The following is a 22,000-nucleotide window of genomic DNA, read 5'->3' as shown; positions in this document are numbered from 1 at the left end:
TTTTTGGTAGGGATTTGGGGGGCAAACGAGGGGATGGACGCAACCCGGTTTCTTGGCTAGTGGGTGGAAAGAAACCGGGTTTCAGGGGGGTGATGGTGGGTAAGGGGTTGGTGCAAGAAACCCGGTTTCGGGGTTGGGGGGTAAAATGGGGGGGATGTGCGAGCAGGGGGAGGGTTAAGGTGATGAAGTTTTTCGGCAAGGTGGCAAGACGGTTAGGGGCGTTTTTAGGTCAGGGGACAGCACAAAACACTATACCCGCAGAATACAAAGCGTTTTTGCGCGAAGCCCTGCGCTTAACCGATGAGAGCGGTGGCAATCCTTCCGTTGTTTATCCCTTCCTTGAACGCCAGCAAGACAAGCTGAATGAGGATCTGATTGCCCTGATTCCCGCCTTTGCCACTGGCGACAACATCATTGATTTGTTCAATTTTGCCAATTTGGTGCAGCAATTTCCCCAAGGTCAACGGGCGATTAATTTAGAAATTGCCATTGCGATCTGCATCAAAGCCCTAGATTTTTTTGACCGTCAAGATAATCCCGAAGCTTGGGCAATGACCCAACATAACTTGGGAAATGCTTACTATAATCGCCTGCGGGGAGAGCGTGGGGAGAACATCGAGGAGGCGATTCGCTGTTATCAGGCGGCTTTAGAAGTGAGAACCCGCACCGCCTATCCTGAATATTGGGCGATGACCCAAAATAACTTGGGAAATGCTTACAGCAATCGCCTGCGGGGAGAGCGTGGGGAGAACATCGAGGCGGCGATTCGCTGTTATCAAGCGGCTTTAGAAGTGTATACCCGCACCGCCTATGCTGAAGATTGGGCAATGACCCAAAATAACTTGGGAACTGCTTACAGCGATCGCCTGCGGGGAGAGCGTGGGGAGAACATGGAGGAGGCGATTCGCTGTTATCAAGCGGCTTTAGAAGTGTATACCCCAGAAGCTTTCCCCCTCAAGTGCCTCCAAACTGGACGCAACCTCGGCAACCTCGCCTACGATCGCCAAAACTGGGAAATTGCGATCGAAGGCTACGACAACGCCATCCGCGCCGTCGAACAAAGCCGCGACTGGGCCACCAACCCCCAAACCAAACAACAACTGATCGCCGATGCCCTCCCCCTCTACGGCCGCATGATCGAAGCCTGCTTCCACCTCCAACGCTACGAACAAGCCCTCCTCACCGTCGAACGCAGCAAAGCCCGCACCTTCACCGAACTCCTCCACAACGCCAACCGCCTCCCCCAAAACGCCACCCCCGCCCAAATCCAACAATACGAACAACTCAACCGCGAAATCGCCGCCCTCCAATACACCCTCGACGACCAACCCCCCACCGACCCCACCAACCCCCAACCCGGCCACCGCAACCTCAACCTCCCCAACCCCGCCCCCCAAACCACCCCCCTCCTCACCCTCATCCAACAACGCAAAACCCTCCTCGCCGAAATCAACGACCCCACCTTCAACGCCTTTGAAACCGTCAAACCCCAACTCCCCGACTTCGCCCAACTTCTCAACCCCACCACCGCCATCCTCCAATGGTTCCTCCCCCAAGACCCCGACCTTGGAGCCTACGCCTTCCTGATCACCCACCAGAACAGCCAAACCCACATCCACCCCCACCGCTACAGCCCCGCCCAACGCCAAGCCCTCGACCAATTCAACCAAACCTATAACCACGACTACCGCCAAAACAGTTGGTACGAATCCCTCGATCAACGCCTCGACCACCCCGCCCAACTCCTCGACCTCCCCCAACTCCTCACCCACCGCCCCAACCCCTGCCATCACCTCATCCTCATCCCCCACCTCTACCTCCAGCTCTGCCCCCTCCACGCCCTCACCGTCCCAATCCAAACCGCCACAAATCTGGAGGGCGCAACGCTTGCGCCCCTACAGGATTGTTTTGAAAAAGGGGTACGCTATGCCCCCAGTTGCCAAATCCTCGCCTACCTCCAAAACCGCCCCCGCACCCAACCCACCGCCCCCTTCTTCGCCATCCAAAACCCCACCCAAGACCTCCACTACGCCGATGTCGAAATTGACCTGATCCGCCGCCGCTTCGACCCCGCCCACATCCTCAAACACGCCGCCGCCAATAAACCCGCCTTCGAGCAACCCACCACCCGCGCCCAACTCCACAACAGCGAGATCATCCATTTCGCCTGTCATGGCGGCTTCGACAGCACCAACCCCCTCAACTCCGCCCTGATCCTCGCTGGAGACAAACCCGCCCCCCTGGACGGCGAGCGCACCCTCACGCTCCGAGATGGCCGCCGCTTCAACATCGAACACCAATGCCTCACCGCTGCCGAAATCTACCGCAACCTCAAACTCGCCTGCCGCCTCGTCATCCTCTCCGCCTGCGAAACCGGCCGCCTCGACAGCCGCACCACCGATGAATACATCGGCCTCGCCAACGCCCTCCTCTACGCCGGAAGTAACACCGTAGTTGATACCCGTTGGTGTGTGGATGACTTCGCCACCGCCTTTCTCACCATCTGCTTTTACCAAGAACTCAACCACAATCAACCCATCCCCCAAGCCTTAAAAGTCGCCCAGACTTGGTTCCGTACCACCACAAAGGCTGATTTTCTAGACTGGTGTGCCAAAACTCTACAAATGTCCGAAAATGACATCAAGGCATGTCGGCTTGAACTGTTTGACTATGCTCAAGATCCACCCTTCGCCCCAAAACGCTACTGGGCCGCCTTCAGCGCCAGTGGACTCCCCTAGGAAACTGCCTATGCCTGCAAAAGATCAATTTCACGACATTGTTAAAGCCGCATTAATACAAATCGGCTGGACAATTACCGATGATCCCCTAACCTTAGAATTTGACAATACCGTTGTACAAATTGATTTAGCGGGGCAGCAATTAATTGGTGCAGAGCAAGGGTTAACTAAAATTGCCATCGAAGTTAAAAGTTTTCTATCCCCTTCCACGATTTATGATTTTCATTTGGCCATCGGTCAATGTATGAGTTATCGCGTCGCCCTCAAAATGAAAGATCCAGATCGCAAGCTTTATTTAGCGGTTCCTGTTTTTATTTATCAAGATTTCTTTCGTCGCCCTTTCGCACAACAAGTCATTCAAGAAGCCCAGATTAATCTATTAACCTTTGAACCAGGTCAGGAGGTCACTTTAGAATGGATAAACTAACAAAATATCGGCAAATTATTGAATCCGTTTTGCGCGAACAGGCACAAATTAAGCCCTCCTATGGTGAAATAGAAGTCTATACCGCCTTTGATTACCAACAGGATCACTATCAACTTGTTCATGTTGGCTGGAGTGGAAATCAGCGCATTTGTGGTTCCCTGATTCATATTGATGTGATTAACGATAAAATCTGGATTCAATATGATGGTACAGAAATAGGCGTAGCCAATCAATTGGTAGAATTGGGTATTCCTAAACAGGATATTGTCTTAGCCTATCATGCCCCCATTATGCGCCAGTATAATGGTTTTGCCGTTGCTTAATGAACTTGCAGAAATACCTTAACACCCGCAAAAGCCATGCCAGACTATATGCCCCCCCGCGCCGCCAAGACCGTTAATAGTTTTTTGCAGGTCTTAGCAAAACTCAAAGCAGATCCAACCCTCAATACAAAAATTCAGCAATATTTACCTGAACTTGAACAGCGTCTCACCCAGACCGCGAACGACCCTCTAGACTTAGCGATCTGTATTAAAGAGTGGTGCAGTCACCATCAAATTGATATCGCTAAATTGAAAACTCGTTTAGAAATTGGCGAAGATGATGATACGGATACTACATTAGCAGGGGAAAGCGTGGATTGTGTGATTAATAAAACGATGATTATGCAGGCCATTCAAAATAGCAAACCGGATCAGCCGTCAGCATGAATAATTTCTCATCTCCGATTTATGCGCCAAGCCTTTATTGGTTTTCCTATTATGTTTATGATGGGTTAAACATTGCCATTGACAACAATGATCCAACTGCTTCAAATGCCGAACCATCACCAGCTATTAATTTAAAATGGGTACAGGATGAGTATCAACGTATTTTAGGCGCATTTTCTTTAAATATCACGCTGGATTTGGTTAACCCACCCAGTCCCCAATCCTACAATCTTTTAGAGTCAAATTATCCCACTAAACCTAATCAAAAACGTAAGCGACAACAAAACTTTAAAACAGAAAATGGATTAAAGGGATTCATTTATCCCCAAGCCATTCATGACACCTATGCTCTGAATTTGCGGGTTGCCTTTCCAGAACAATATGGTGCTGATCAATATAGTTGTGAAGATTTACAAAAACTCAATCCTAACAATTGTTTTAAAGTAGACATTCATGATCGAGCCGAGTTTTTAGGGCAAACCCTGCTGCTGACGGTTTACTTAAACCAGGCCCCTCCCTCCAATCCTCGCGACTTGGATCAAGCAGCAAAAGATTGCTGGTATGCCTTTTTTGACATTCCACCTGCCGACATTGCTCAATTCCCTCAATTATATCGGGTCGCTTCCTGCTGCAATGGCTATCTTTATGAGTTTGGCAATCCAAGGGAAACAGTGAAGGAAAATCCCTACGGACATTTGCTTATTTTGTTCATGTTTGATCGATCCACAACTGAAACTTTAAATAAATTCTATTGGTCTCTGCCAAACTTATTGCTCTATCGCCACAAAATGAGCAACACTTTTAGACAAAGCCGTCTCTTTTATGAAAAAGCAGATAAAATCGTCAACGATCATGAGCAACAATTCAACACATTGAAACAAGGGCATTTAAAACGCAAAGATAATCAGCTTTTGACCGAAGCAGCATTGAAAAATTTAAAAGATGAAATCAAAGAGCTTTTGGGAATTTCTCTTTCCTATTCCCACCAATTGCGGAATCTCGAATATGCCCGCAATACGATCGCCATCAACCATCGGAACTACCTGGCTACCCTAGAGCAGATGGAGCAATTGGCCGCTGAAGAGAAGATGGGGCAATTGATCCCAAGACCTTTAACCGCGCTGCGGGTGTTTGGGGAAAAAGAAGCTGTTACGTTTCAAGACCAAATTACTGCCGATTTGAACTATTTCCGCCATGGATCGGGGTTGCTGGATACGGCGATTAATTCGATTCGCGGTTTGGTGGAAATTGACCAAGCGGAAAGCGATCGCGCCCGTCAAGCCCAAGAAATCGAGAGCGATCGCACGCTGCAAAACATGATCAGCGCCATCGGTGGCGGCCTAGGGGTTGCAGGCGTTACCGCCACCGCTTACCCCTACTACAAAGACCCCGAACCCACCCCCTCCCTCGGCCCCATTGCGGAAGTTGTCGGCGTGAGTTTGGGGCTGGGACTTTTGGCCGCCGCCATCCTGTTTGTTCTGCCCCAAAGCCTGCGATCGCTGCTTCACCGCAAAGACTCCAAGGACTAGGCTGGCCTCAGGGGTGGGCAATGCAACCCTTGCGCCGGTCTTGCCCCCTAGGGATAGCATCAAGAAAAGCACATCGTTGCCACCGAGGGAAAATGCTTCATCATGTTTCGATTCGCACCGCAGATATTCACCGCGCCATTGATTTCTATCAATTGCTCGGGTTTGAAGTGAGCGATCGCTTCTCCACGGGCTACACCCTCGCCTGCTGGCTCGAAGGACAACAGGGCCGCCTCGAACTGATCCAAATTCCCCAACCGGCTCCCGCCCCCGATGCCTTCGGAGATGAGCATTATGTGGGCTATTATCACCTCTCCTTTGATTTGGGGGAAACGGGGCAAACTTTGCCCCAATGGTTAAGGCAGTTTGAACAAGCATTAGGCCAGATCGGCCATAGCCTCAAAATCCTCCTCCCCCCCGAACAGCAAATGATCGGCGATCGCCTCTACGAAGTTGCCTTCATTGCCGACCTCGACGGCCTCCCCATTGAATTGATTCGCCCCCTGCCCCGTCAGCCCAACCCCTAAGCAGCAGCCGTGATCAATGAACTGTCCCAAGGCTTGTTTGCTTAAAAAATCAGCAGGTTATCCTAAGAAAACCCCATTTACCGATCACGAAAATTATGCCTTTACCCAATGCGCTCCGTCTTCTCGCCACAATACCCGCCCTCCTGAGCTTGACCCTCACCCAGGTTGCCGTTCAAGCTCGTCCTGCTTCCCTGTTGGCGGTTAACTTTCCCTCCGCCACCCCTGGCGGCGGTAGCGCTCCCCAACGCACCGCTGGCGGCGCACCCCGTCGCGGCAGTGAGGAGGAATGTGTGGCAAAATTTGCCGATCTCAATGGGGATGGGGAGGTGGAGCCGCTCACGCCCCTCACTGCTTTAATGCCCGCCAGCAACATTGGCACAAGCCTCAGCCCCGATCCCACCTTGAGTTTTTATGTGCCTCGCACCCGAGCAACAGCGGTGGAAATTGTCGTCCAAAAACGGATTCCAGTGATGACCGCTGGGGGAGCCACCCGTTATCAGTACGAAGAAGTTTATTTTAACGATGGCCTTGAGGTTCCCCCCGGTCTGACGGATGGCCCTCGGATTGTTAGTTATGGTTTGGCGGATGCCAACCTGGAGCCGGGGGCGGTGTATGAATGGAGCTTTTCGCTGTTGTGTGAAAGCAATGGAGGGGGTGAAGAGGTGGTGAGCGGTTTGCTCAGTTGTAGCGAAGCCGATGGTAGCCCCTTGGGTTGTAGTGCAACGGCGACGATTCCTGACCCCAAAACCCTGGCCCCCGCTGCCCTGGAAGCGAATGCGAGCCGCTTTGCGGCCAATGCCTATTGGAATGAGGCCTTGGCGTTTACAGCCCAGTTGCGCCCGGTGGATCGTCAACAGTGGAAAACGCTGCTAGAATCCCAAGGATTGGGGTGTTTGGCGGATGTCCCCTTTGCGGAGGAGGCGATCGCCCCCAATAGCCCCCAAGCCCAACCCCATTGGGATCCTCAATGTTTTGTCGAGTAGGCTAGATCCCCCCTGCCCCCCTTAAAAAGGGGGGTTCGAGATTAACCCCCATTGATTCCCGTTCCCCATTCCCCCATGAACCTCTCCCAACCCCTTCAGCAAAAAATCTGGCAATGGCGCGGCGTAGTCGTGGCTGTGCCTTCTGTCTCGTTGTTGGTGATTTTGCTGCGGTGGTTGGGGTTGATGCAGGGGTGGGAATTGGCGGTGTATGACCAGTTTTTGCGGCTGCGGCCGGCGGAACCGAGGGATGAACGGGTGGCGATCGTCGGCATGACGGAGCAAGATTATCGCAACCTAGGGCGGGTGATCATCCCCGATGGGATGTATGCAGAGGTGATTGAGAAGCTCAAGGCCCAGAATCCCCGCGTCATCGGTTTAGATGATTATCGGGATTTCCCCATTGAACCGGGAACAGCAGAACTGATTGAGCAGTTTGAAACCACGCCCAATCTGATCGGGATTCGGAAAGTGGCGGGGAAGAGTGAGTTAGAAACCATTGGCCCGCCGCCAGCTTTGGCGGAACGGAATCAGGTGGGGGCCAATGATGTGATTGTTGATGCTGATGGGGTGGTGCGTCGGGCCTTGATTAATATGAAAACTGAGGATACGGGCTTGATCCCGACGCTCAGTATGTTTGTGGCGGCTAAATATTTAGAGGCAGAGGGCCAGGGCATTAGCATTGTCCCCGATAGCGATGATTGGTGGCAGTTGGGGGATGTGCCACTGCGGCCCTTCCAACGCTATGACGGGGGCTATATTCGCACCGATGATGGCGGCTATCAGATCCTCCTGAATTACCGGGGCGGTGTGCGGGCCTTTGATTGGCTCTCGTTTTCCGATGTGTTGGAAGGGCGGATGCCGGAGGGTTGGGCGACGGATCGGGTGATCTTTTTGGGGGCGATTGGCGATAGTGCGCGGGATCTGTTTATGACCCCCTATGGCAATAGTTTAGTGGGTTCGCCGCAACCGATGCCGGGGGTGGAGGTTCACGCCCACATGGCGAGCCAGTTACTCAGTGCGGCGTTGGATGGCCGGCCCTTGATTCGCAGTGCTTCTGAGCCGGTGGAAATGGCTTGGATTGTGCTGTGGACGGCGGTGGGGGCGGTGACTGTGTGGTTGCTGCGTCATACGGATCAGAATCGGTGGGGGGCGGTGAGAATGTGGGGGGTTTGTGGGGGGGCGATCGCCCTCCTCGTCGGAACCAGTTATCTTGCTTTGGTCTATGCCTGGTGGATTCCGGTGGTTCCCCCGTTCTTGGGTTTCCTGGGGGCTGCGGTGAGTATTACCGCCTATGTGGCCCGCACAGCGGGGGAAATTCGCCGCACGTTTGGCCGCTATCTCACCGCTGAGGTGGTGGCGAGTCTTTTGGAAAGTCCTGAAGGGTTAAAAATGGGGGGGGAGCGACGCAAAATTACGATCCTCACGTCGGATCTGCGGGGCTTTACGGCCCTTTCGGAACGGTTGCCCCCTGAGGAGGTGGTGAAAATTCTCAATTTTTACCTGAGTTATATGGCGGACATTATTAGCCAATATCAGGGGACGATTGATGAATTTATGGGGGATGGGATTTTGGTGTTGTTTGGTGCGCCGACGCAGCGGGAGGATGATCCCCAGCGGGCGATCGCCTGTGGGATTGCGATGCAGCGATCAATGGCGGAAATTAACCAACAGATTGAGGCTTGGGGGTTGCCGAAGTTAGAGATGGGGATTGGCATCAATACCGGCGAGGTGGTGGTGGGCAATATTGGCTCGGAGAAGCGCACGAAGTACGGCGTGGTGGGTTCTCAGGTGAATTTAACCTATCGCATTGAGTCCTACACGACGGGGGGCCAATTGTTAATTTCTGAATCGACGCTTCAGGGGGCCAATGCAGAGATCCACATTGATGATCAAATGGAGGTGATGCCGAAGGGGGTGAAAAATCCGATTACGATCTATGCGGTGGGAGGGATTGGTGCGCCTTACCATTTAGAATTACCGAGGGAGGTGGAGCATTATTTCCCGTTAGCAAAACCGTTAACGGTGCAATACACGATTCTGGATGGCAAGCATATCAGCACGACGCAAACTGCTGGGGAGTTATGGCAAATTTCGGAGAAGGGGGCGGTGATTCGGCTTGCAACCGATGCGGTTTGTCCTGAGCCTTTGAATAATCTCAAGTTGGCGGTGTTGGATTTACCGGATAATCCGGCGGGGAGTGATGATATTTACGGGAAGGTGATTCAATCTCCAAAGGCAGAGCCGGGTAGTTTTTATCTCTTATTCACGGCTCGCCCTCCGGCGGTTTTAACGGTTTTTGAGAGGATGTATAAATTCGCCAAAATGGACGCATAAACCATCAATTTTGTGATCCCATTACAGCCTGCCAATTGCTTAACACATTGCCCTCACCCTAAATCCCTCTCCCAGAGCGGGAGAGGGACTTTGAAAACCAATCAGATGATTTCTGAACAAGCTGTAGTTCTTTTTATGAATAGGAAAAACTCATCATGCTAAAGACGTTTAAGGCTTTTTTACAAAATGGGCGTTTAGAATGGATTGAGGATCACCCTAGTCTTGAGAATGAACGGTTGCAGGTCTATGTCACCCTTTTAGAGGGTGATACTGAGCCGGTGCTGAAAACAGGTGGTCAAAAGATGGCGGAACTTCTCCAGCAGCTTGCCGCTACTTATGAAGGCGATGGGATTGATCCGGTTCAGTGGCAACAGGAAATGAGATGCGATCGCTCATTACCGGGACGATAACCAATGCTTTCCGTACTCTTTGGACATGGTTTGTCATAAGGGAAAAATGGTAGGGGTGGCGGACTAATCGTTAAAAGCTTACTATAGAGCAGTAAATAGGTTCCGTTGAGTCACCATGATTAAGGTCTTTAAAGAAGGAAATGTAACTGTTCCTATGTTTGTTTGTGACATTTGCAACAAGCCGATCACAGATGGAGAAATGGCGGTCGCCGTTTTTCAAAACTTACCTCTATTAGATGGAATTGAAACTGCGGAAGTTTTGCACGCTCACAAAGGACGTTGCCATGATGTAGCCGAAAAGCGATTAGGTAAGACAGCAGGTTTTGACGAATTAACTAATCACTGCCGCTATTTACTTAACAACGCATCAATCAAATTATGATGCTGGTAGGTATAGCAGTAGTTAATATTGTTAGGACGTTTCAGAAATCCGAAACCCTCTCTCCTGGTGGGCATTGCCCACCCTACGCGATATCCTAAATTGAATGGATAGGCTATCAATTTTGTTATCCCATTAATCGGTTGTAGGGGCGAAAAATTTTTCGCCCTCCGGCAGGCTTACGCTATTTCGGGGGGCGATCGCCTGCCCATGGCCCAATGATGGGTTCTTTGCGTTGTTCTTTGGCGGCGAGTTCTAGATTGAGGGTGAGGAGTTTTTCGAGGATGTCGTCGTTGGGGGTGAAGCCGTAGGCTTTCATGACGAGGTTATCGAGTTTTTGATGATGTTTTGAGAGTTTGCTGGTGGGTTCGTGGAAATAGTTGTTATACAGGGTGGTGATGCCACAGTTTTCTTTTTCCATGCGATCGCTCCGATATTCGTGGAGGGCGATCGCTGCTTGGCGGATTTGTTCGGTTAGTTTGGGGGGGGCGGTTTGGGGAAAGGGGAAGGTTTCAAAGCAGGTGTTAGGGGTGTAGCGGGTTCGGTCTTCTAGGGTAGAGCTTTGGGCTTTGACCCATTGGCGGTGTATGCCTGAAGTGAGAATGCCAAGAATATAAAAATCATCAGATGCTACTACTGTTGTAGAATTATTAGGAATCCAATCTTTTTCAACTGGCAAACCTATGAACCATTTTGAGTGTGATGGGATTGCAAAATAGTGAGATAGTGGCGCGATTGCTTTCCGCATAGCCGGCCGCTTCTCTCCAAACTTCCACCAATTTTTACGAGTTATAGTTCTACGATTATGATCACGTTTTGGCTTTACATGAATTTTAATATACTCAAACGGAGCTTTATAAAACCTTGCATCTTCTATCAACATATCATTAAAATCAATAATCATGCGTTTAGGATAGCCATTAATGCAATCTGTTAAATCACTAGCTGAAACTGAAAGCTTCAAAACTTCTCGATTTTTTAAATCATCATCTATCCAAGTTTGTGCAAGTTTCGGATTAATATAAAAACCTTTTCCAACCGGAATTATTCCTTGAAAAGAAAAATTTTGATTGCTGTTGAGTCGTATTGCTCCTGTTACGTCAATCAGATCAGTCAATGATGTATTGATGCACTTGACAATTTCCTGATTAAGTCGATACTCTGCTGGCTTTTGCTTCACCCAATTTACTAAACTCACATGAACGGATGCGGCTCCACTCCATTCTTGAGTTGAAATTGCATTATGAATATAACCACCATTAGCAGCAATGTATTCTAGAGATGCGGCCCGGCTTTTCCCTTGACTAATCGAATTTGTACCAACTAATCCTGCACGACCATCCACAGTTATATGATCATGGGCTAATTGAAACCAATATGAACAAAAATCCACAGAATCTTTAATTTTTGGAAATTGCTTAAACACTCGATTAATGTATTCATCACCTAACGTTATACGAACATTTTTACCTCCTAAAAAAGGCGGATTGCCAATCACTGCATCCGCCGCTGGCCAATCCGTAAACAACGCATCTGCACAAACAATATTTTCATCCAACTGACTCAACGGTAAAGCATCCTCATTCATCCCCCACTCATCAATCGCCACCTTCCGCGCAATCATCAACGTCACCCGCGCCAACTCCACCCCAAACGGATTAATATCCATCCCATAAAACTGCAACGGAGAAACCAACCCTTCACCAAGCTCACCCCCATACTCCCGCATCTTCTGCCCCAACTCAAACTCAATCCGCTTCATCTCCTGATACGCCATATAGAGAAAATTCCCCGAACCACAAGCCGGATCAAGAACACGATAATTGGAAAGAGCGATCGCAATCCTCTCCAACTCCGCCAAACTATTCGCCTCCTCAATCTGCTCCTCCCAAAAACGGTTAATCGTCGGGCCAACAATCTTCATAATGTCCCCCTCCGATGTGAAGTGCATCCCGTGGGCGTGACGCTCCACCTTATCCGCCGTATTCTCAAAAATACTCCCAAAAATAGCCGGTCTTACCTTACTCCAATCCTCCTGAGCCGAAGCATAAAGCAGAGCTAACTCCCGCTCCTCCAACTCAATGGGATGAATCGTCGCAAATAACCCACCATTAAAATAATTTACCCCCCGATAACGTCCCGCAGGAGTGATACCAGGACGACTCATTTCATTAAATAATCCACCAATAATATCGTAAGAACTACCACCATTCTGACAATCCTGCACACAAGAAATAAACAAATTAGGCGGCAATAAACCCCGATCTTCCGCAAACATCGCCATCACACATTGCAACACAAACCGCTGCGCCGTCAGCCGATCAAACTGCTGCGTTCGCTCCCCCCGTTCCGCCAAAGCATTGAACAATTCACCCATCCGTTGCCCTGCTTTAGCAGTGACAGCCACTTGGTTATTGTCAAAGATAGGGGCCAATCCCTGGCCATATTCCATAAATGTGAATGCCCCAAGCCGGTTGGGCAACTCCACCAATGGCACACGAGCCATCGGTTCATTCACCTGCTGCTCAAAATCGTAAATCCAAAACTCATCAAAATTGCAAAGAATCACATAACGGGGGCGATCCGGAACCAAATTAAACCAATATTCACGGGCTTGGGCAAAATGTTCCTTAAGATCCACCCCCCGGCTCTTCATCTCAATCAACACCTTCGGCTTCCAAACCAAATCTGCAAACCCAGTGTTTCCGCGTTTGCTCCCAGAGGCGATCGCCTCCTCATAATGCGCCCCCGCCTCCATCGCCCCCTCATGGCCAAACGCCCGAAAAAAGCGGTCTAAAAACGTTTGCGCCTCACTGCGCTCCCGTCCCGTAATGCGGTCTTCGCAAAATTTAACAAACTTCTGAAGCGATTCAGGTGTAGCGGTCATGACAATTCCCGTGAGTAACTTTTGCTGAAAAAACAATTCCCTCAGCGTACACCATACACCATCAACCCTGCCATAAAATTTAATGCCCTCCGAGAACCAAAACCCTCAGCACCCCAGAACTCACCAACACCGGAGCGATCGCCCTCCTCACCAACCAACCCAATCTGATATCTGCCATTGAAACCTGGTTAGAGGAGATTTGATCAACCAAGAAACCGGGTTTCTGAAATTTTAAGTTAAAATATCCTTACCTATTTGAAAACTGCCAATTAATAGTAACGAACCATGTTACTCTAGAAATAGCCATCCAAAAAATTCAAAAATTGCCCCCTGAACAATGGCAAAAATTACTTGAATTCATAGAATTCTTAGAATACCAATCTAGCCATCAGCCAACAGCACCGAAAACCCTAAAAACCCCTGAAGTTTCATTCACAGAAGCAGCGAAAGAATTTATTGGCTGCCTCGATAGTGACCTAGAAGATCTATCCCATAATGCTCAATATCTAGAAAGATTAGGTCAAGAATGAGATCAAATATCATCGTAGATACTGGGGTTTTAATTGCCTTTCTCTTGCCCAAGGTTATCGAGTTTTTGATGATGTTTTGAGAGTTTGCTGGTGGGTTCGTGGAAATAGTTGTTAAGGCAGTGGGCTGTTGATAAGCCGGGGGAGCGTTGCCCTCAACGACAGGGCGAATTTTGGCCGCAAAGATTTCGCTGGTCAGTTCCCCGGCTTGAATTTCCGGTCTAGGCTGGCAGTAGTCAAAAATAGAGGGCAACATGGGACAGTTCCTTTAAGCCTTCAGGGATAAGCACTGGGCGATCGCCCCAATCATCCCCTCTAGCCTAGCGAAGAATTCCCCCATCCTCCAAAATATCCCCACCGTTCCCCGTTGCCCATTCCCCGTTCCCCATCCCCCATCCCTTTGATCTACGATAGAACTATCCCCCCATCACAACGGCCCATGGCAACCCCCACCGCCCTCCTTGAGGCGATTCCCCAACTGGATTACCGTGTCACCCCTGGAGATGTGGCCACCAAAACCGGCTTAGATCTCCAGGTAGCCCAGCAGAGTTTAGTCACCCTCGCCGCCGATGCGGGCGGCCATCTGCAAGTGAGTGAAAGCGGGGATATTGCCTATGTTTTCCCCCCCAACTTTCGCACCATTCAACGCAATAAATATTGGCAAATTCGCGCCCAGGAAATAGCGGGGAAAATTTGGCGGGGGATTTTTTACCTGATCCGCATTTCCTTTGGGATTTTATTGATCCTTTCTGTTGTGATCATTGCGATCGCTATCCTGGCGATGATCATCGCGATCAGTTACAGCAGCCGCAGTAGTAGCGATAATCGTGGTGGGAGCAGCATTTCTTTTCCTCGGATCATGGTGATTCCCAATTTTGGGCGGCTGTTTAGTCCCTCCTATTACCATCGTTCATCCCGGCCAGGCAGGCGCAAAAGCAAGCCGGTGCAACAACGGGGAGAGATGAGTTTTTTAGAATCGGTGTTTTCTTTTTTGTTTGGCGATGGTGATCCCAATGATGATTTAGAAGAGCGACGGTGGCGCACAATTGGCCAGATCATTCGTCAGCATCGCGGCGCGGTGGTGGCGGAGCAGATCGCCCCCTATTGGGATCGCGTCGATGAGGATGAAGATTTTATGTTGTCGGTGTTGGCGCGGTTTAATGGTTATCCGGAAGTCTCTGAATTGGGCGCACTGGTGTACTATTTCCCGGATTTGCAGGTGACGGCTCAGGAGGAAGGAGAAGATCATTATTGGGAGGAATCCCAATATCTGCGCGAAGAGCCTTGGCAGTTTAGCCGCGCCACGCAAGGTCAACAGACCTTGGCCCTAGGGTTGGGTTTGCTCAATTTGGGGGGGGCGTTGGGCTTGGGCTATCTGCTCCTCTCCCAACGGGCGATCGCCTTTGAGCTATTTGTGCGCACGTTGGGGATTGCCTGGCCAGCGGTTTGGGGGATCTATGGGGTGTTGTTCGCCTACGGCCTAGGCTTTTTACTGATTCCGGGGGTGCGCTCCCTCTGGCTCAAGGCCCGCAATCCGAAGCTAGAACAACGCAATCAGGAGCGGTGCGATCGCGCCCAACGGCTCACCAACCCCAGCCCTGAACTCACGGCCAAATTGCAATATGCCCAAACCTTTGCCACCCAAAAGGTATTAGGCCGTGAGAACCTGATCTACACCACCGAAACGGATTTGTTAGATCAGGAATTGAGCCAGAGCGATCGCATTGATGCAGAATGGCGCAAACGCCTAGAAGGTGAGTGAGCCAACCCGCTGGCGGGGGTATTGGGCCATCAACCGCTGCACCTCCCCCGCATGGTAAGAACTGCGGGTGAGGGGAGAAGACACCACCTGTAAAAAGCCCAAGGATTCCCCATCGACCCGCCAAGCCTCAAACTGGGCCGGCGTGACAAACTCCACCACGCCCAAATGCTTTTGACTGGGTTGCAAATATTGGCCAATGGTGAGGATATCGCAATCCACAGCCCGTAGATCCGCCATCACTGCCCGCACTTCAGCATCACTTTCCCCTAAACCCACCATAATCCCCGATTTCGTATAGCTCCAGGGGGCGCGGGCGCGGGTTTGGCGCAACAGTTCAAGGGAGCGGTGATAATCCCCTTGGGGGCGGACACGGCGATAAAAACGGGGGATCGTTTCGGTGTTGTGGTTCAACACTTCCGGGCCAGCATCGAGGATGGTTTGCAACGCTTCCCAGTTGCCACAGAGATCAGGAATTAAAACCTCAATGGTGGTGTGGGGGGAAACCTGACGCACCGCCTCAATACAGCGGAAAAACTGCGATGCACCCCCATCGGGCAAATCATCCCGATTCACCGCCGTAATCACCACATGGCTTAATTTCAGCCGGGCCACCGCTGCCCCCAGACGTTCCGGCTCTGTGGGATCGAGGGCTTGGGGTTTTTTCTCAAAATCAATATCACAGTAGGGACAAGCCCGCGTACAGGCCGGCCCCATGATCAAAAACGTGGCGGTTCCGGCTTGGAAGCATTCACCAATGTTCGGGCAGGAGGCCTCCTCACAAACGGTATTGAGGGCTAAATCCCGCAAAATGTCTTTTACCGTCCCCACCCGTTCCCATTGGGGCGCTTTGACCCGTAACCATTCCGGTTTGACGACCACGTTAATTCACCTATTTTTCGCGTAACGGCAGTCTTTATCCTATCAAGAAGGGGTGGAATGGGGGCTGTCTCCCCACCCTGAAGCTTCCTTTGCGGTGAAGAATCGCAAGGAACTAGATTAAGATTGGAACCAAAAGGTTAGCGTTAAACTTACCCTTGGATTGCCCGCCTGCCATTCCCTATGCTCCATAGCCGCCGTGATCATCAGCACACCTTGCTACGCCTGATTGGGGGATACCTCGGTTTGGGAATGGTGGCGATCGCAATCATCTTAGCCCTTTCACCCCTTCCCCTCGATTTTCAACATCTATTTCTGGGCTGGGGGATTATTGGCGCGAGTGGGGCGTTAGGCTATGGGCTAATGGGTCGATGGGTGCAGCAATTGAATCAACAACAGAACTATATTGACTATCTCTTTGGGGAAAATCCCTTTCCCGTTTGGGTCTGTCATCGAGACACAGAGCAATTTTTAGCGGTCAACCGGGCCGCCATGGCCACCTATGGCTATAGTGAGGCGGAGTTTCTCCAACTGCGGTTAGGGGATCTCAATGGCGATCGGTATAGCGCGGATGGATACGCGAACGCGGATCATCCCCCCCAGCTTTACCACCGCACCCGCACCGGCCAAGAACTCACCGTTGAACTCACCCAAATTGCCTGTTACTACCAAAATCAGCCCGCCCAACTGATGATCGTCCAGGATGTGACGGTACAGCAACAAACCGCCCTCGCCTTGCAAAATCAAAAAGTCCAGTACCGGATTTTGGCCAACAATGTCCCCAGTAGTGTGGTGTTACTCTTTGATCGCGATCTCTACTGCACCTTTGCCGCCGGGACAGATCTGCAAAGTTTTTCGCGGGATCACCACAGTTTAGAGGGGCGCACCCTCGCCGAAGCCCTCCCCCCGGAGATCCAAGCCTGCTTTGAACCGCTCCATCACCGCGCCCTTGAGGGGGAATCCTTTACGCTGGAATTACCCCTCCACGATCGCATTTATTTAATGTCCCTCCTCCCCATCTACGATGCTCGCGGGGAAGTCAGCCAAGCCATGAGCATTGCCCAAGACATTACCGAACGCAAACGCCTTGAAGCCCAACTCCACCGCTCCGCCTTTTACGATCCCGTCACCCAGTTACCCAATAAAACTTGGTTTTTAGAGCATCTCCAATTGCAGTTAACCTGTTGCCAAGCGGGGAAAACGGGGTTCTTTAGTGTCTTTTTCCTGGAATTGGAACGGTTCAACAGTGTGAAATATAGCCTGGGTCACAGTTGGGCGGTGCAGATGATGGTGGCCACCGCCGAGCGGTTGGTGAGTTGCCTGAATTTAGCCGATCCGGTGGCGCGGGTGGGGGATCACTCCCTCGCCCTATTGTTAACGAACCTTTACACCCCTTTAGATGCAACGGCGATCGCCGAATATATCCACCAACAACTTAACCAACCCCTCGAAATCGACAGCCAAGAATTATTCTCCAGTGTCGCCATTGGCATTGCCGTCATTGACACCCCAGATCGGACGGAACAGTCCCCGGAGGATGTGCTCCAAGCCGCAGATACAGCGATGAACTACGCCCGCACCCAGGAAGGGGTCAACCATGCCATCTTTGCCCCCCAAATGTCCGAAGCAGCGGCAGCGCGATTTGTGTTAGAGGCGGATTTACGGGGGGCGATCCAATCCCAAGCCTTTGAGGTGCATTATCAGCCGATTATTGCCCTGGAAAATTTGAAACTGATCGGGTTTGAAGCCTTGATGCGGTGGCAACATCCCCGCCATGGCTGGATTGATCCCAGTCGGTTTATTCCGGTGGCGGAGGAAACGGGGTTAATGGGGTTGATTGATTGGTGGATTTTGGGGGAGGCCTGTCGTCAATTGGCCCAATGGCAAAAACAATGGCATGGCCCCCAACCGTTACTCTTGAGTGTGAATGTGTCGGGGGCATTGTTGAATCAATTTGGCCTGCGCGATCGCCTCCGTCAAGTGATCCTCACCAACCATATTCCCAGGGGCAGCCTCAAGCTGGAAATTACCGAGCCGGTGTTAATGCAACACCCCAGCGCCATTCAAACCATCCTCGACCCGATCCATAATTTGGGGATTAAATTAGCCGTTGATGATTTTGGCACGGGCTATTCCTGTCTCGAATCCCTGTACCATCTGCCCATCGACACCATCAAAATTGACCCTTCCTTTATTCGCGATATGGAGCATAACGCCGATCATCTCGAAATGATTCGGATGATGCTCAACCTGGCCCAAAGCCTCAATATTGAAGTCACCGCCGAGGGGATTGAAACCCCAGGGCAATTGGCGGGCTTGCGATCGCTCGCCTGTCGTTATGGCCAGGGGTATCTCTTCCATGCCCCGGTGCCGGCGGCTCAGGTGTTGGGGTTAATCGAGCGCGATCGCCTCTGGGGTTGGCAGAGCGATAACTCCCCCTTTCCGGTAGAATGATGCTAATAATTCTGGCATTTTGCAAAGATGCCAACCCGCTGCCCTTGGGCAGTTTGCTTTTGCCCTTTTAACATCCGGAGTATTATCCATGGTCGCGCTCAAAATCGTTGTTTTTGCCGTTGTTGCCTTCTTCGTCAGCCTCTTTGTCTTTGGCTTCCTGTCTGGGGATCCCTCCCGCACCCCTAGCCGCAACAACATGGAATAAAGTTTCCTGTTAGGAACCTGCATTCGGGGGTAATGGCGCAACCGTTGCCCCTTTTTTGTGTCTTTGATGGGGCATGGGGGCAGGAAAGTAAAATTTTCGCCCTGACAGAATGTTGATCATCTCACCGGATTGGCTAACCTAGACCTGCAAAATAAAGCAGGGTGTTAAGACCCCTGGCAACGTTTTGCCATTTGCGATCGCCCACGGATCGGAAATCCGCTTGTAGCGCTGATCTGTGTAGGGGCGCGAATTTTTTCGCCCCTACAGCACCGACAGCTTCGCAGGATCTGATTCAGCAGATTGCAGATTATCCGCGATCGCGAACTTATCGCCCAAGGTCAACATCATCTAACCTGGGGTTGCCTGATTTTTCTGGTATTCTGCCCCCATTGCCTCCTTGATGCGGTTATTGTAAATCTCTATGCCTCAACCGAGTGTCCCCCCGCCATCGCCCTATCTTCCCCCCAGCCCCATCGCGGCCGAGGTTCAGCCCCTTGACGGGCCAACGGTTGAAGCCACCCCAGCGGTAAGCTTGACAGTGACCCCCGACATTGCGCCCCCCGCTTTCATTGCGCCAAACCCCCTAGACACGGCTCCCTTGCCAGCCATTGCCCTCGAAACGGCTCCTCGCCTTGATGAATTTTTGACCCCTGGGGAAAATACCACCGGGGGGGCGCAAAATCTTTCCCCCGCTTCACCCCCCATCCCCCCTTCCCCTCCGACCCATTTGCGCGTCCAAGCCCGGGATGGGGAAACCGTTGAATTTGAGATCACCGCCCCGGAGGCTGATCCCGAATTAGGCTCTGATCCCGCGCCGGCCCCCATCCCCCAAACCAAGCCCAGCCCCGATCCCCTCGATGTGGTGGAGATTAACGCCGATCATCAGGAATATGATCAAGTGCGGCAAATTGTCACGGCGACGGGGAATGTGATTGTGCGGTTTGCGCGGGGCGTGCTGACGGGCGATCGCCTGCGCGTCAATCTCCGCAATCGGGTCATTGTGGGGGATGGGGATGTGGTGATGCGTCGGGGTGAGCAGGTGTTTCGCGGTGAAGCCTTTGAGTACCAAATGGTGCAGGATCAGGGCGTGATCTACCAAGCCCAAGGGGAAGTCAACCAACGCACCTCAGCCCGAGATTGGGAACTGACCCGCGAAACGGCGGCCCAACTGGCCGATCGCCCCTTGAGCGATCGCCTCATCTCCCAGCAACCGATCCAAGGGGTAGAGCCTGATGGCAGCTTAGACTTCACCGTTGGCGGCGGTGGTGGCGGCGTGATTGGGGCTATCCCTGGGGTGCGGGGCAGTGTCGATCGGTTCCGGTTTGAAGCGGAGCGGGTGGAGTTTGATTCCCAAGGTTGGCAGGCCCAAAATGTCCGCCTCACCAATGACCCCTTTTCCCCTCCAGAGTTAGAAATCCAGGCGGAACAAGCCACATTTTCCGCCCTCACCCCCTATAGCGATGAACTACGGATTCAAAAAGGCCGCTTGGTGTTTGATCAGGGTTTTTCCCTGCCCACGTTCCCGAATCGGGTTGTTTTTGACCGTCGCGAACAGGCCAACCAGTTTGGTTTGTTTAACATTGGTTTAGATGACAGTGAGCGGGGGGGGTTGTTTATTGAGCGGCAATTTACGCTGTTTAATAATGGCCAATTTCGTTGGACAGTAACACCCCAATATTTTGTCCAGCGGGCGATTTTTGATGAGGGTTTTGTGGATCCCGATTCCTTTGGGGTACGCACGACAGTGACGGGTCAGTTCGATGAGCGCACAACGCTCACCGGCTCGGCGGCCCTCACCAGTTTAGATTTCGGTAAGCTGGATTCCCGCCTGCGGGCCAGTGTGCGGGCGAACCATTTAATCGGCCCCCTTGAGCGGCCCCATCGGTTAGCGTTGGAATATAGCTATCGCGATCGCCTCTTTAACGGCTCCCTTGGTTTCCAAACAGTGCAGAGCAATATCGGTCTGGTGATCACCTCCCCCACCTATACCCTTTGGGATACGGGGATCACCCTCAGCTACCAAGGGGGCATCCAAACGATCAACGCCGACACCGATCGCCCGGAACTGATCCGCCCCAATCGCAACAATAGCCGCACGATCCTCACCCGCACCCAAACCGCCGCCTTTTTGGGTAAAGCCTTCCCGCTCTGGCAGGGGAAAGCTTTACCGGCCACGCCGGATCTGGGGTTACGGTACACGAGTCGCCCGGTACAGCCTTTTGTGAGTTTGAGTACCGGCTTAAATGGGGTATCAAGTTTTTATAGCAATGGCGATCGCCAACAATCCATCAGTGGCGGTGTCACGCTCCAAGGGCAATTTGGTCAATTTTCCCGCCCTTGGCTGGATTACACCGGCTTTAATATTGGCTATGGCCAAACCGTCTTTGGCGGCCAATCTCCATTCCTTTTTGATCGCATTGCCGATGCCAAAACCCTCTCTTTTGGCATCACCCAACAGATCTATGGCCCCTTCCGCATTGGCATCCAAAGCTCGATCAACCTCGACACCAGCCAAGAGATCAGCACCAATTACACCCTCGAATACAGTCGCCGCACCCATAGCGTTGCCATCATCTATAACCCGGTAGTCGGTTTGGGGGCGTTTACGTTACGGGTGGGGAGTTTCAACTGGATTGGCTCCGGCGATCCCTTTGGGGGCAGCGGCGTGCGGCCCGTAACCGATGGCGTGGTGGGGGATTAATCCGCCCCCGGGATTGAGAATGAGCGGTACAGCCTACAACTGCGCCAAAAACTGATCCTCAAGACCATAGCCCAGCGTTTGCGTCATCGCTTGGAGCTTGCCATAGTTTTTAACCCCTTTACCCTCTAGCCAATGGTGGATCGTGAAAATTTTCGTCGTGATAAAAATTTCCAACGCCTCCGGATTGAATTGAATCCCCTCTGTGCGACTGAACTGATGGGGAACCAACATCGCCGTATAACGGGCCAACTCCTGCGACCAATCCACACAAAACGGCAACCAAGGATAACGGGCATCCAAACGGAGAAACCACAGCCGGATTTCCGGGATTTCCGACAACTCACGGGGATCGGTGGGGTCGCGGGGAAAGTCAATGGTGAAGCGGATTTGATTGTGGTAGGGTTCGGGATTGGGAGCGGTGAGGATAGGGGCGATCGCCTCCACCGCCGGAGACAGATCCAACTGGGTTAAATGGGCAAGATTAAGGGCGATCGTTATGGTCATGGGGGAATCCTCGGAAACAAACCTATAATTGATCATCCCATAGGCCGCCT

General features: G+C 51.7%; 19 protein-coding genes. 15 read left to right on the top strand and 4 right to left on the bottom strand.

Going from position 1 to position 22,000, the window contains the following annotated elements; translation table 11 throughout:
* Positions 1 to 182 precede the first annotated feature (182 nt).
* The 10 genes from VB712_RS16235 (at position 183) to VB712_RS16190 (ending at position 10,037) form a co-directional block, all read left to right on the top strand.
* Positions 183 to 2,738, top strand: coding sequence for a CHAT domain-containing protein (locus tag VB712_RS16235; protein WP_323256597.1), 2,556 nt, complete (start codon positions 183 to 185; stop codon positions 2,736 to 2,738).
* A gap of 10 nt (positions 2,739 to 2,748) precedes the next feature.
* On the top strand, positions 2,749 to 3,165 hold the full coding sequence (locus VB712_RS16230) for a XisH family protein (RefSeq protein WP_323256595.1): 417 nt from the start codon (positions 2,749 to 2,751) through the stop codon (positions 3,163 to 3,165).
* Positions 3,153 to 3,488 carry a XisI protein gene (locus VB712_RS16225; protein WP_323256593.1) on the top strand — a complete coding sequence of 112 codons (336 nt, stop codon included), beginning with the start codon at positions 3,153 to 3,155 and terminating at the stop codon, positions 3,486 to 3,488. Before VB712_RS16230 ends, VB712_RS16225 begins: the two co-directional genes overlap by 13 nt.
* A gap of 36 nt (positions 3,489 to 3,524) precedes the next feature.
* Positions 3,525 to 3,875 carry a hypothetical protein gene (locus tag VB712_RS16220; protein ID WP_323256591.1) on the top strand — a complete coding sequence of 117 codons (351 nt, stop codon included), beginning with the start codon at positions 3,525 to 3,527 and terminating at the stop codon, positions 3,873 to 3,875.
* The gene (locus tag VB712_RS16215; protein ID WP_323256589.1) at positions 3,872 to 5,404 is read left to right on the top strand and encodes a hypothetical protein; all 1,533 of its coding nucleotides are present in this window, start codon (positions 3,872 to 3,874) and stop codon (positions 5,402 to 5,404) included. Before VB712_RS16220 ends, VB712_RS16215 begins: the two co-directional genes overlap by 4 nt.
* 92 nt (positions 5,405 to 5,496) lie before the next feature.
* Entirely contained in the window at positions 5,497 to 5,928 is a 432-nt protein-coding gene (locus VB712_RS16210; protein ID WP_323256587.1) for a VOC family protein, read from the top strand.
* A 95-nt stretch (positions 5,929 to 6,023) separates the two neighbouring features.
* On the top strand, positions 6,024 to 6,911 hold the full coding sequence (locus VB712_RS16205; RefSeq protein ID WP_323256585.1) for a DUF928 domain-containing protein: 888 nt from the start codon (positions 6,024 to 6,026) through the stop codon (positions 6,909 to 6,911).
* Positions 6,912 to 6,986: 75 nt separating this feature from the next.
* A complete protein-coding gene (locus tag VB712_RS16200; RefSeq protein ID WP_323256583.1) occupies positions 6,987 to 9,245 on the top strand; it encodes an adenylate/guanylate cyclase domain-containing protein in 2,259 nt (752 codons plus the stop codon).
* A 155-nt stretch (positions 9,246 to 9,400) separates the two neighbouring features.
* Positions 9,401 to 9,655 carry a hypothetical protein gene (locus VB712_RS16195; protein WP_323256581.1) on the top strand — a complete coding sequence of 85 codons (255 nt, stop codon included), beginning with the start codon at positions 9,401 to 9,403 and terminating at the stop codon, positions 9,653 to 9,655.
* Positions 9,656 to 9,770: 115 nt separating this feature from the next.
* Positions 9,771 to 10,037, top strand: a complete 267-nt coding sequence (locus tag VB712_RS16190) for a hypothetical protein (RefSeq protein ID WP_323256578.1) — start codon at positions 9,771 to 9,773, stop codon at positions 10,035 to 10,037.
* Between the two features lie 181 nt (positions 10,038 to 10,218).
* Here the strand turns inward: VB712_RS16190 and VB712_RS16185 are convergent, their stop codons facing one another.
* A complete protein-coding gene (locus VB712_RS16185; RefSeq protein WP_323256576.1) occupies positions 10,219 to 12,921 on the bottom strand; it encodes a DNA methyltransferase in 2,703 nt (900 codons plus the stop codon).
* 272 nt (positions 12,922 to 13,193) lie between these two features.
* Between VB712_RS16185 and VB712_RS16180 the strand changes: the two genes are divergently transcribed.
* A complete protein-coding gene (locus tag VB712_RS16180) occupies positions 13,194 to 13,451 on the top strand; it encodes a DUF2281 domain-containing protein (protein WP_323256683.1) in 258 nt (85 codons plus the stop codon).
* Here the strand turns inward: VB712_RS16180 and VB712_RS16175 are convergent.
* Positions 13,375 to 13,704 carry a hypothetical protein gene (locus VB712_RS16175; protein ID WP_323256575.1) on the bottom strand — a complete coding sequence of 110 codons (330 nt, stop codon included), beginning with the start codon at positions 13,702 to 13,704 and terminating at the stop codon, positions 13,375 to 13,377. The two genes, VB712_RS16180 and VB712_RS16175, sit on opposite strands and share 77 nt — an antisense overlap.
* A 183-nt stretch (positions 13,705 to 13,887) precedes the next feature.
* Here VB712_RS16175 and VB712_RS16170 point away from each other — a divergent pair, with 183 nt between their 5' ends.
* The gene (locus tag VB712_RS16170; RefSeq protein ID WP_323256573.1) at positions 13,888 to 15,210 is read left to right on the top strand and encodes a hypothetical protein; all 1,323 of its coding nucleotides are present in this window, start codon (positions 13,888 to 13,890) and stop codon (positions 15,208 to 15,210) included.
* Here the strand turns inward: VB712_RS16170 and lipA are convergent.
* A complete protein-coding gene (gene lipA / locus VB712_RS16165; protein ID WP_323256571.1) occupies positions 15,196 to 16,089 on the bottom strand; it encodes a lipoyl synthase in 894 nt (297 codons plus the stop codon). The two genes, VB712_RS16170 and lipA, sit on opposite strands and share 15 nt — an antisense overlap.
* Positions 16,090 to 16,302: 213 nt before the next feature.
* Between lipA and VB712_RS16160 the strand changes: the two genes are divergently transcribed.
* The 3 genes from VB712_RS16160 to VB712_RS16150 all read left to right on the top strand — a co-directional run bounded on the left by VB712_RS16160 (position 16,303) and on the right by VB712_RS16150 (position 21,446).
* On the top strand, positions 16,303 to 18,540 hold the full coding sequence (locus tag VB712_RS16160; RefSeq protein WP_323256569.1) for a putative bifunctional diguanylate cyclase/phosphodiesterase: 2,238 nt from the start codon (positions 16,303 to 16,305) through the stop codon (positions 18,538 to 18,540).
* A gap of 88 nt (positions 18,541 to 18,628) precedes the next feature.
* Positions 18,629 to 18,745 (top strand): photosystem II reaction center protein I, encoded by a 117-nt coding sequence (locus VB712_RS16155; RefSeq protein ID WP_323256567.1) that lies wholly within the window; start codon positions 18,629 to 18,631, stop codon positions 18,743 to 18,745.
* Between the two features lie 421 nt (positions 18,746 to 19,166).
* A complete protein-coding gene (locus VB712_RS16150) occupies positions 19,167 to 21,446 on the top strand; it encodes a DUF3769 domain-containing protein (protein WP_323256565.1) in 2,280 nt (759 codons plus the stop codon).
* Between the two features lie 33 nt (positions 21,447 to 21,479).
* Here the strand turns inward: VB712_RS16150 and VB712_RS16145 are convergent, their stop codons facing one another.
* Entirely contained in the window at positions 21,480 to 21,950 is a 471-nt protein-coding gene (locus VB712_RS16145; protein ID WP_323256564.1) for a CRR6 family NdhI maturation factor, read from the bottom strand.
* Positions 21,951 to 22,000: the final 50 nt, after the last annotated feature.

It is taken from the genome of Spirulina sp. CCNP1310 (assembly GCF_034932185.1).
Classification (GTDB): domain Bacteria; phylum Cyanobacteriota; class Cyanobacteriia; order Cyanobacteriales; family Spirulinaceae; genus Spirulina.
This window is presented reverse-complemented; position numbering and strand designations above follow the sequence as displayed.

Coding starts and splice junctions, on each gene's coding strand:
- VB712_RS16175 (WP_323256575.1), bottom strand. CDS start 13,704: ATGTTGCCCTCTATTTTTGACTACTGCCAGCCTAGACCGGAAATTCAA.
- VB712_RS16145 (WP_323256564.1), bottom strand. CDS start 21,950: ATGACCATAACGATCGCCCTTAATCTTGCCCATTTAACCCAGTTGGAT.
- VB712_RS16150 (WP_323256565.1), top strand. CDS start 19,167: ATGCCTCAACCGAGTGTCCCCCCGCCATCGCCCTATCTTCCCCCCAGC.
- VB712_RS16215 (WP_323256589.1), top strand. CDS start 3,872: ATGAATAATTTCTCATCTCCGATTTATGCGCCAAGCCTTTATTGGTTT.
- VB712_RS16190 (WP_323256578.1), top strand. CDS start 9,771: ATGATTAAGGTCTTTAAAGAAGGAAATGTAACTGTTCCTATGTTTGTT.
- VB712_RS16155 (WP_323256567.1), top strand. CDS start 18,629: ATGGTCGCGCTCAAAATCGTTGTTTTTGCCGTTGTTGCCTTCTTCGTC.
- VB712_RS16170 (WP_323256573.1), top strand. CDS start 13,888: ATGGCAACCCCCACCGCCCTCCTTGAGGCGATTCCCCAACTGGATTAC.
- VB712_RS16200 (WP_323256583.1), top strand. CDS start 6,987: ATGAACCTCTCCCAACCCCTTCAGCAAAAAATCTGGCAATGGCGCGGC.
- VB712_RS16235 (WP_323256597.1), top strand. CDS start 183: ATGAAGTTTTTCGGCAAGGTGGCAAGACGGTTAGGGGCGTTTTTAGGT.
- VB712_RS16225 (WP_323256593.1), top strand. CDS start 3,153: ATGGATAAACTAACAAAATATCGGCAAATTATTGAATCCGTTTTGCGC.
- VB712_RS16185 (WP_323256576.1), bottom strand. CDS start 12,921: ATGACCGCTACACCTGAATCGCTTCAGAAGTTTGTTAAATTTTGCGAA.
- VB712_RS16230 (WP_323256595.1), top strand. CDS start 2,749: ATGCCTGCAAAAGATCAATTTCACGACATTGTTAAAGCCGCATTAATA.
- VB712_RS16220 (WP_323256591.1), top strand. CDS start 3,525: ATGCCAGACTATATGCCCCCCCGCGCCGCCAAGACCGTTAATAGTTTT.
- VB712_RS16205 (WP_323256585.1), top strand. CDS start 6,024: ATGCCTTTACCCAATGCGCTCCGTCTTCTCGCCACAATACCCGCCCTC.
- VB712_RS16195 (WP_323256581.1), top strand. CDS start 9,401: ATGCTAAAGACGTTTAAGGCTTTTTTACAAAATGGGCGTTTAGAATGG.
- VB712_RS16210 (WP_323256587.1), top strand. CDS start 5,497: ATGCTTCATCATGTTTCGATTCGCACCGCAGATATTCACCGCGCCATT.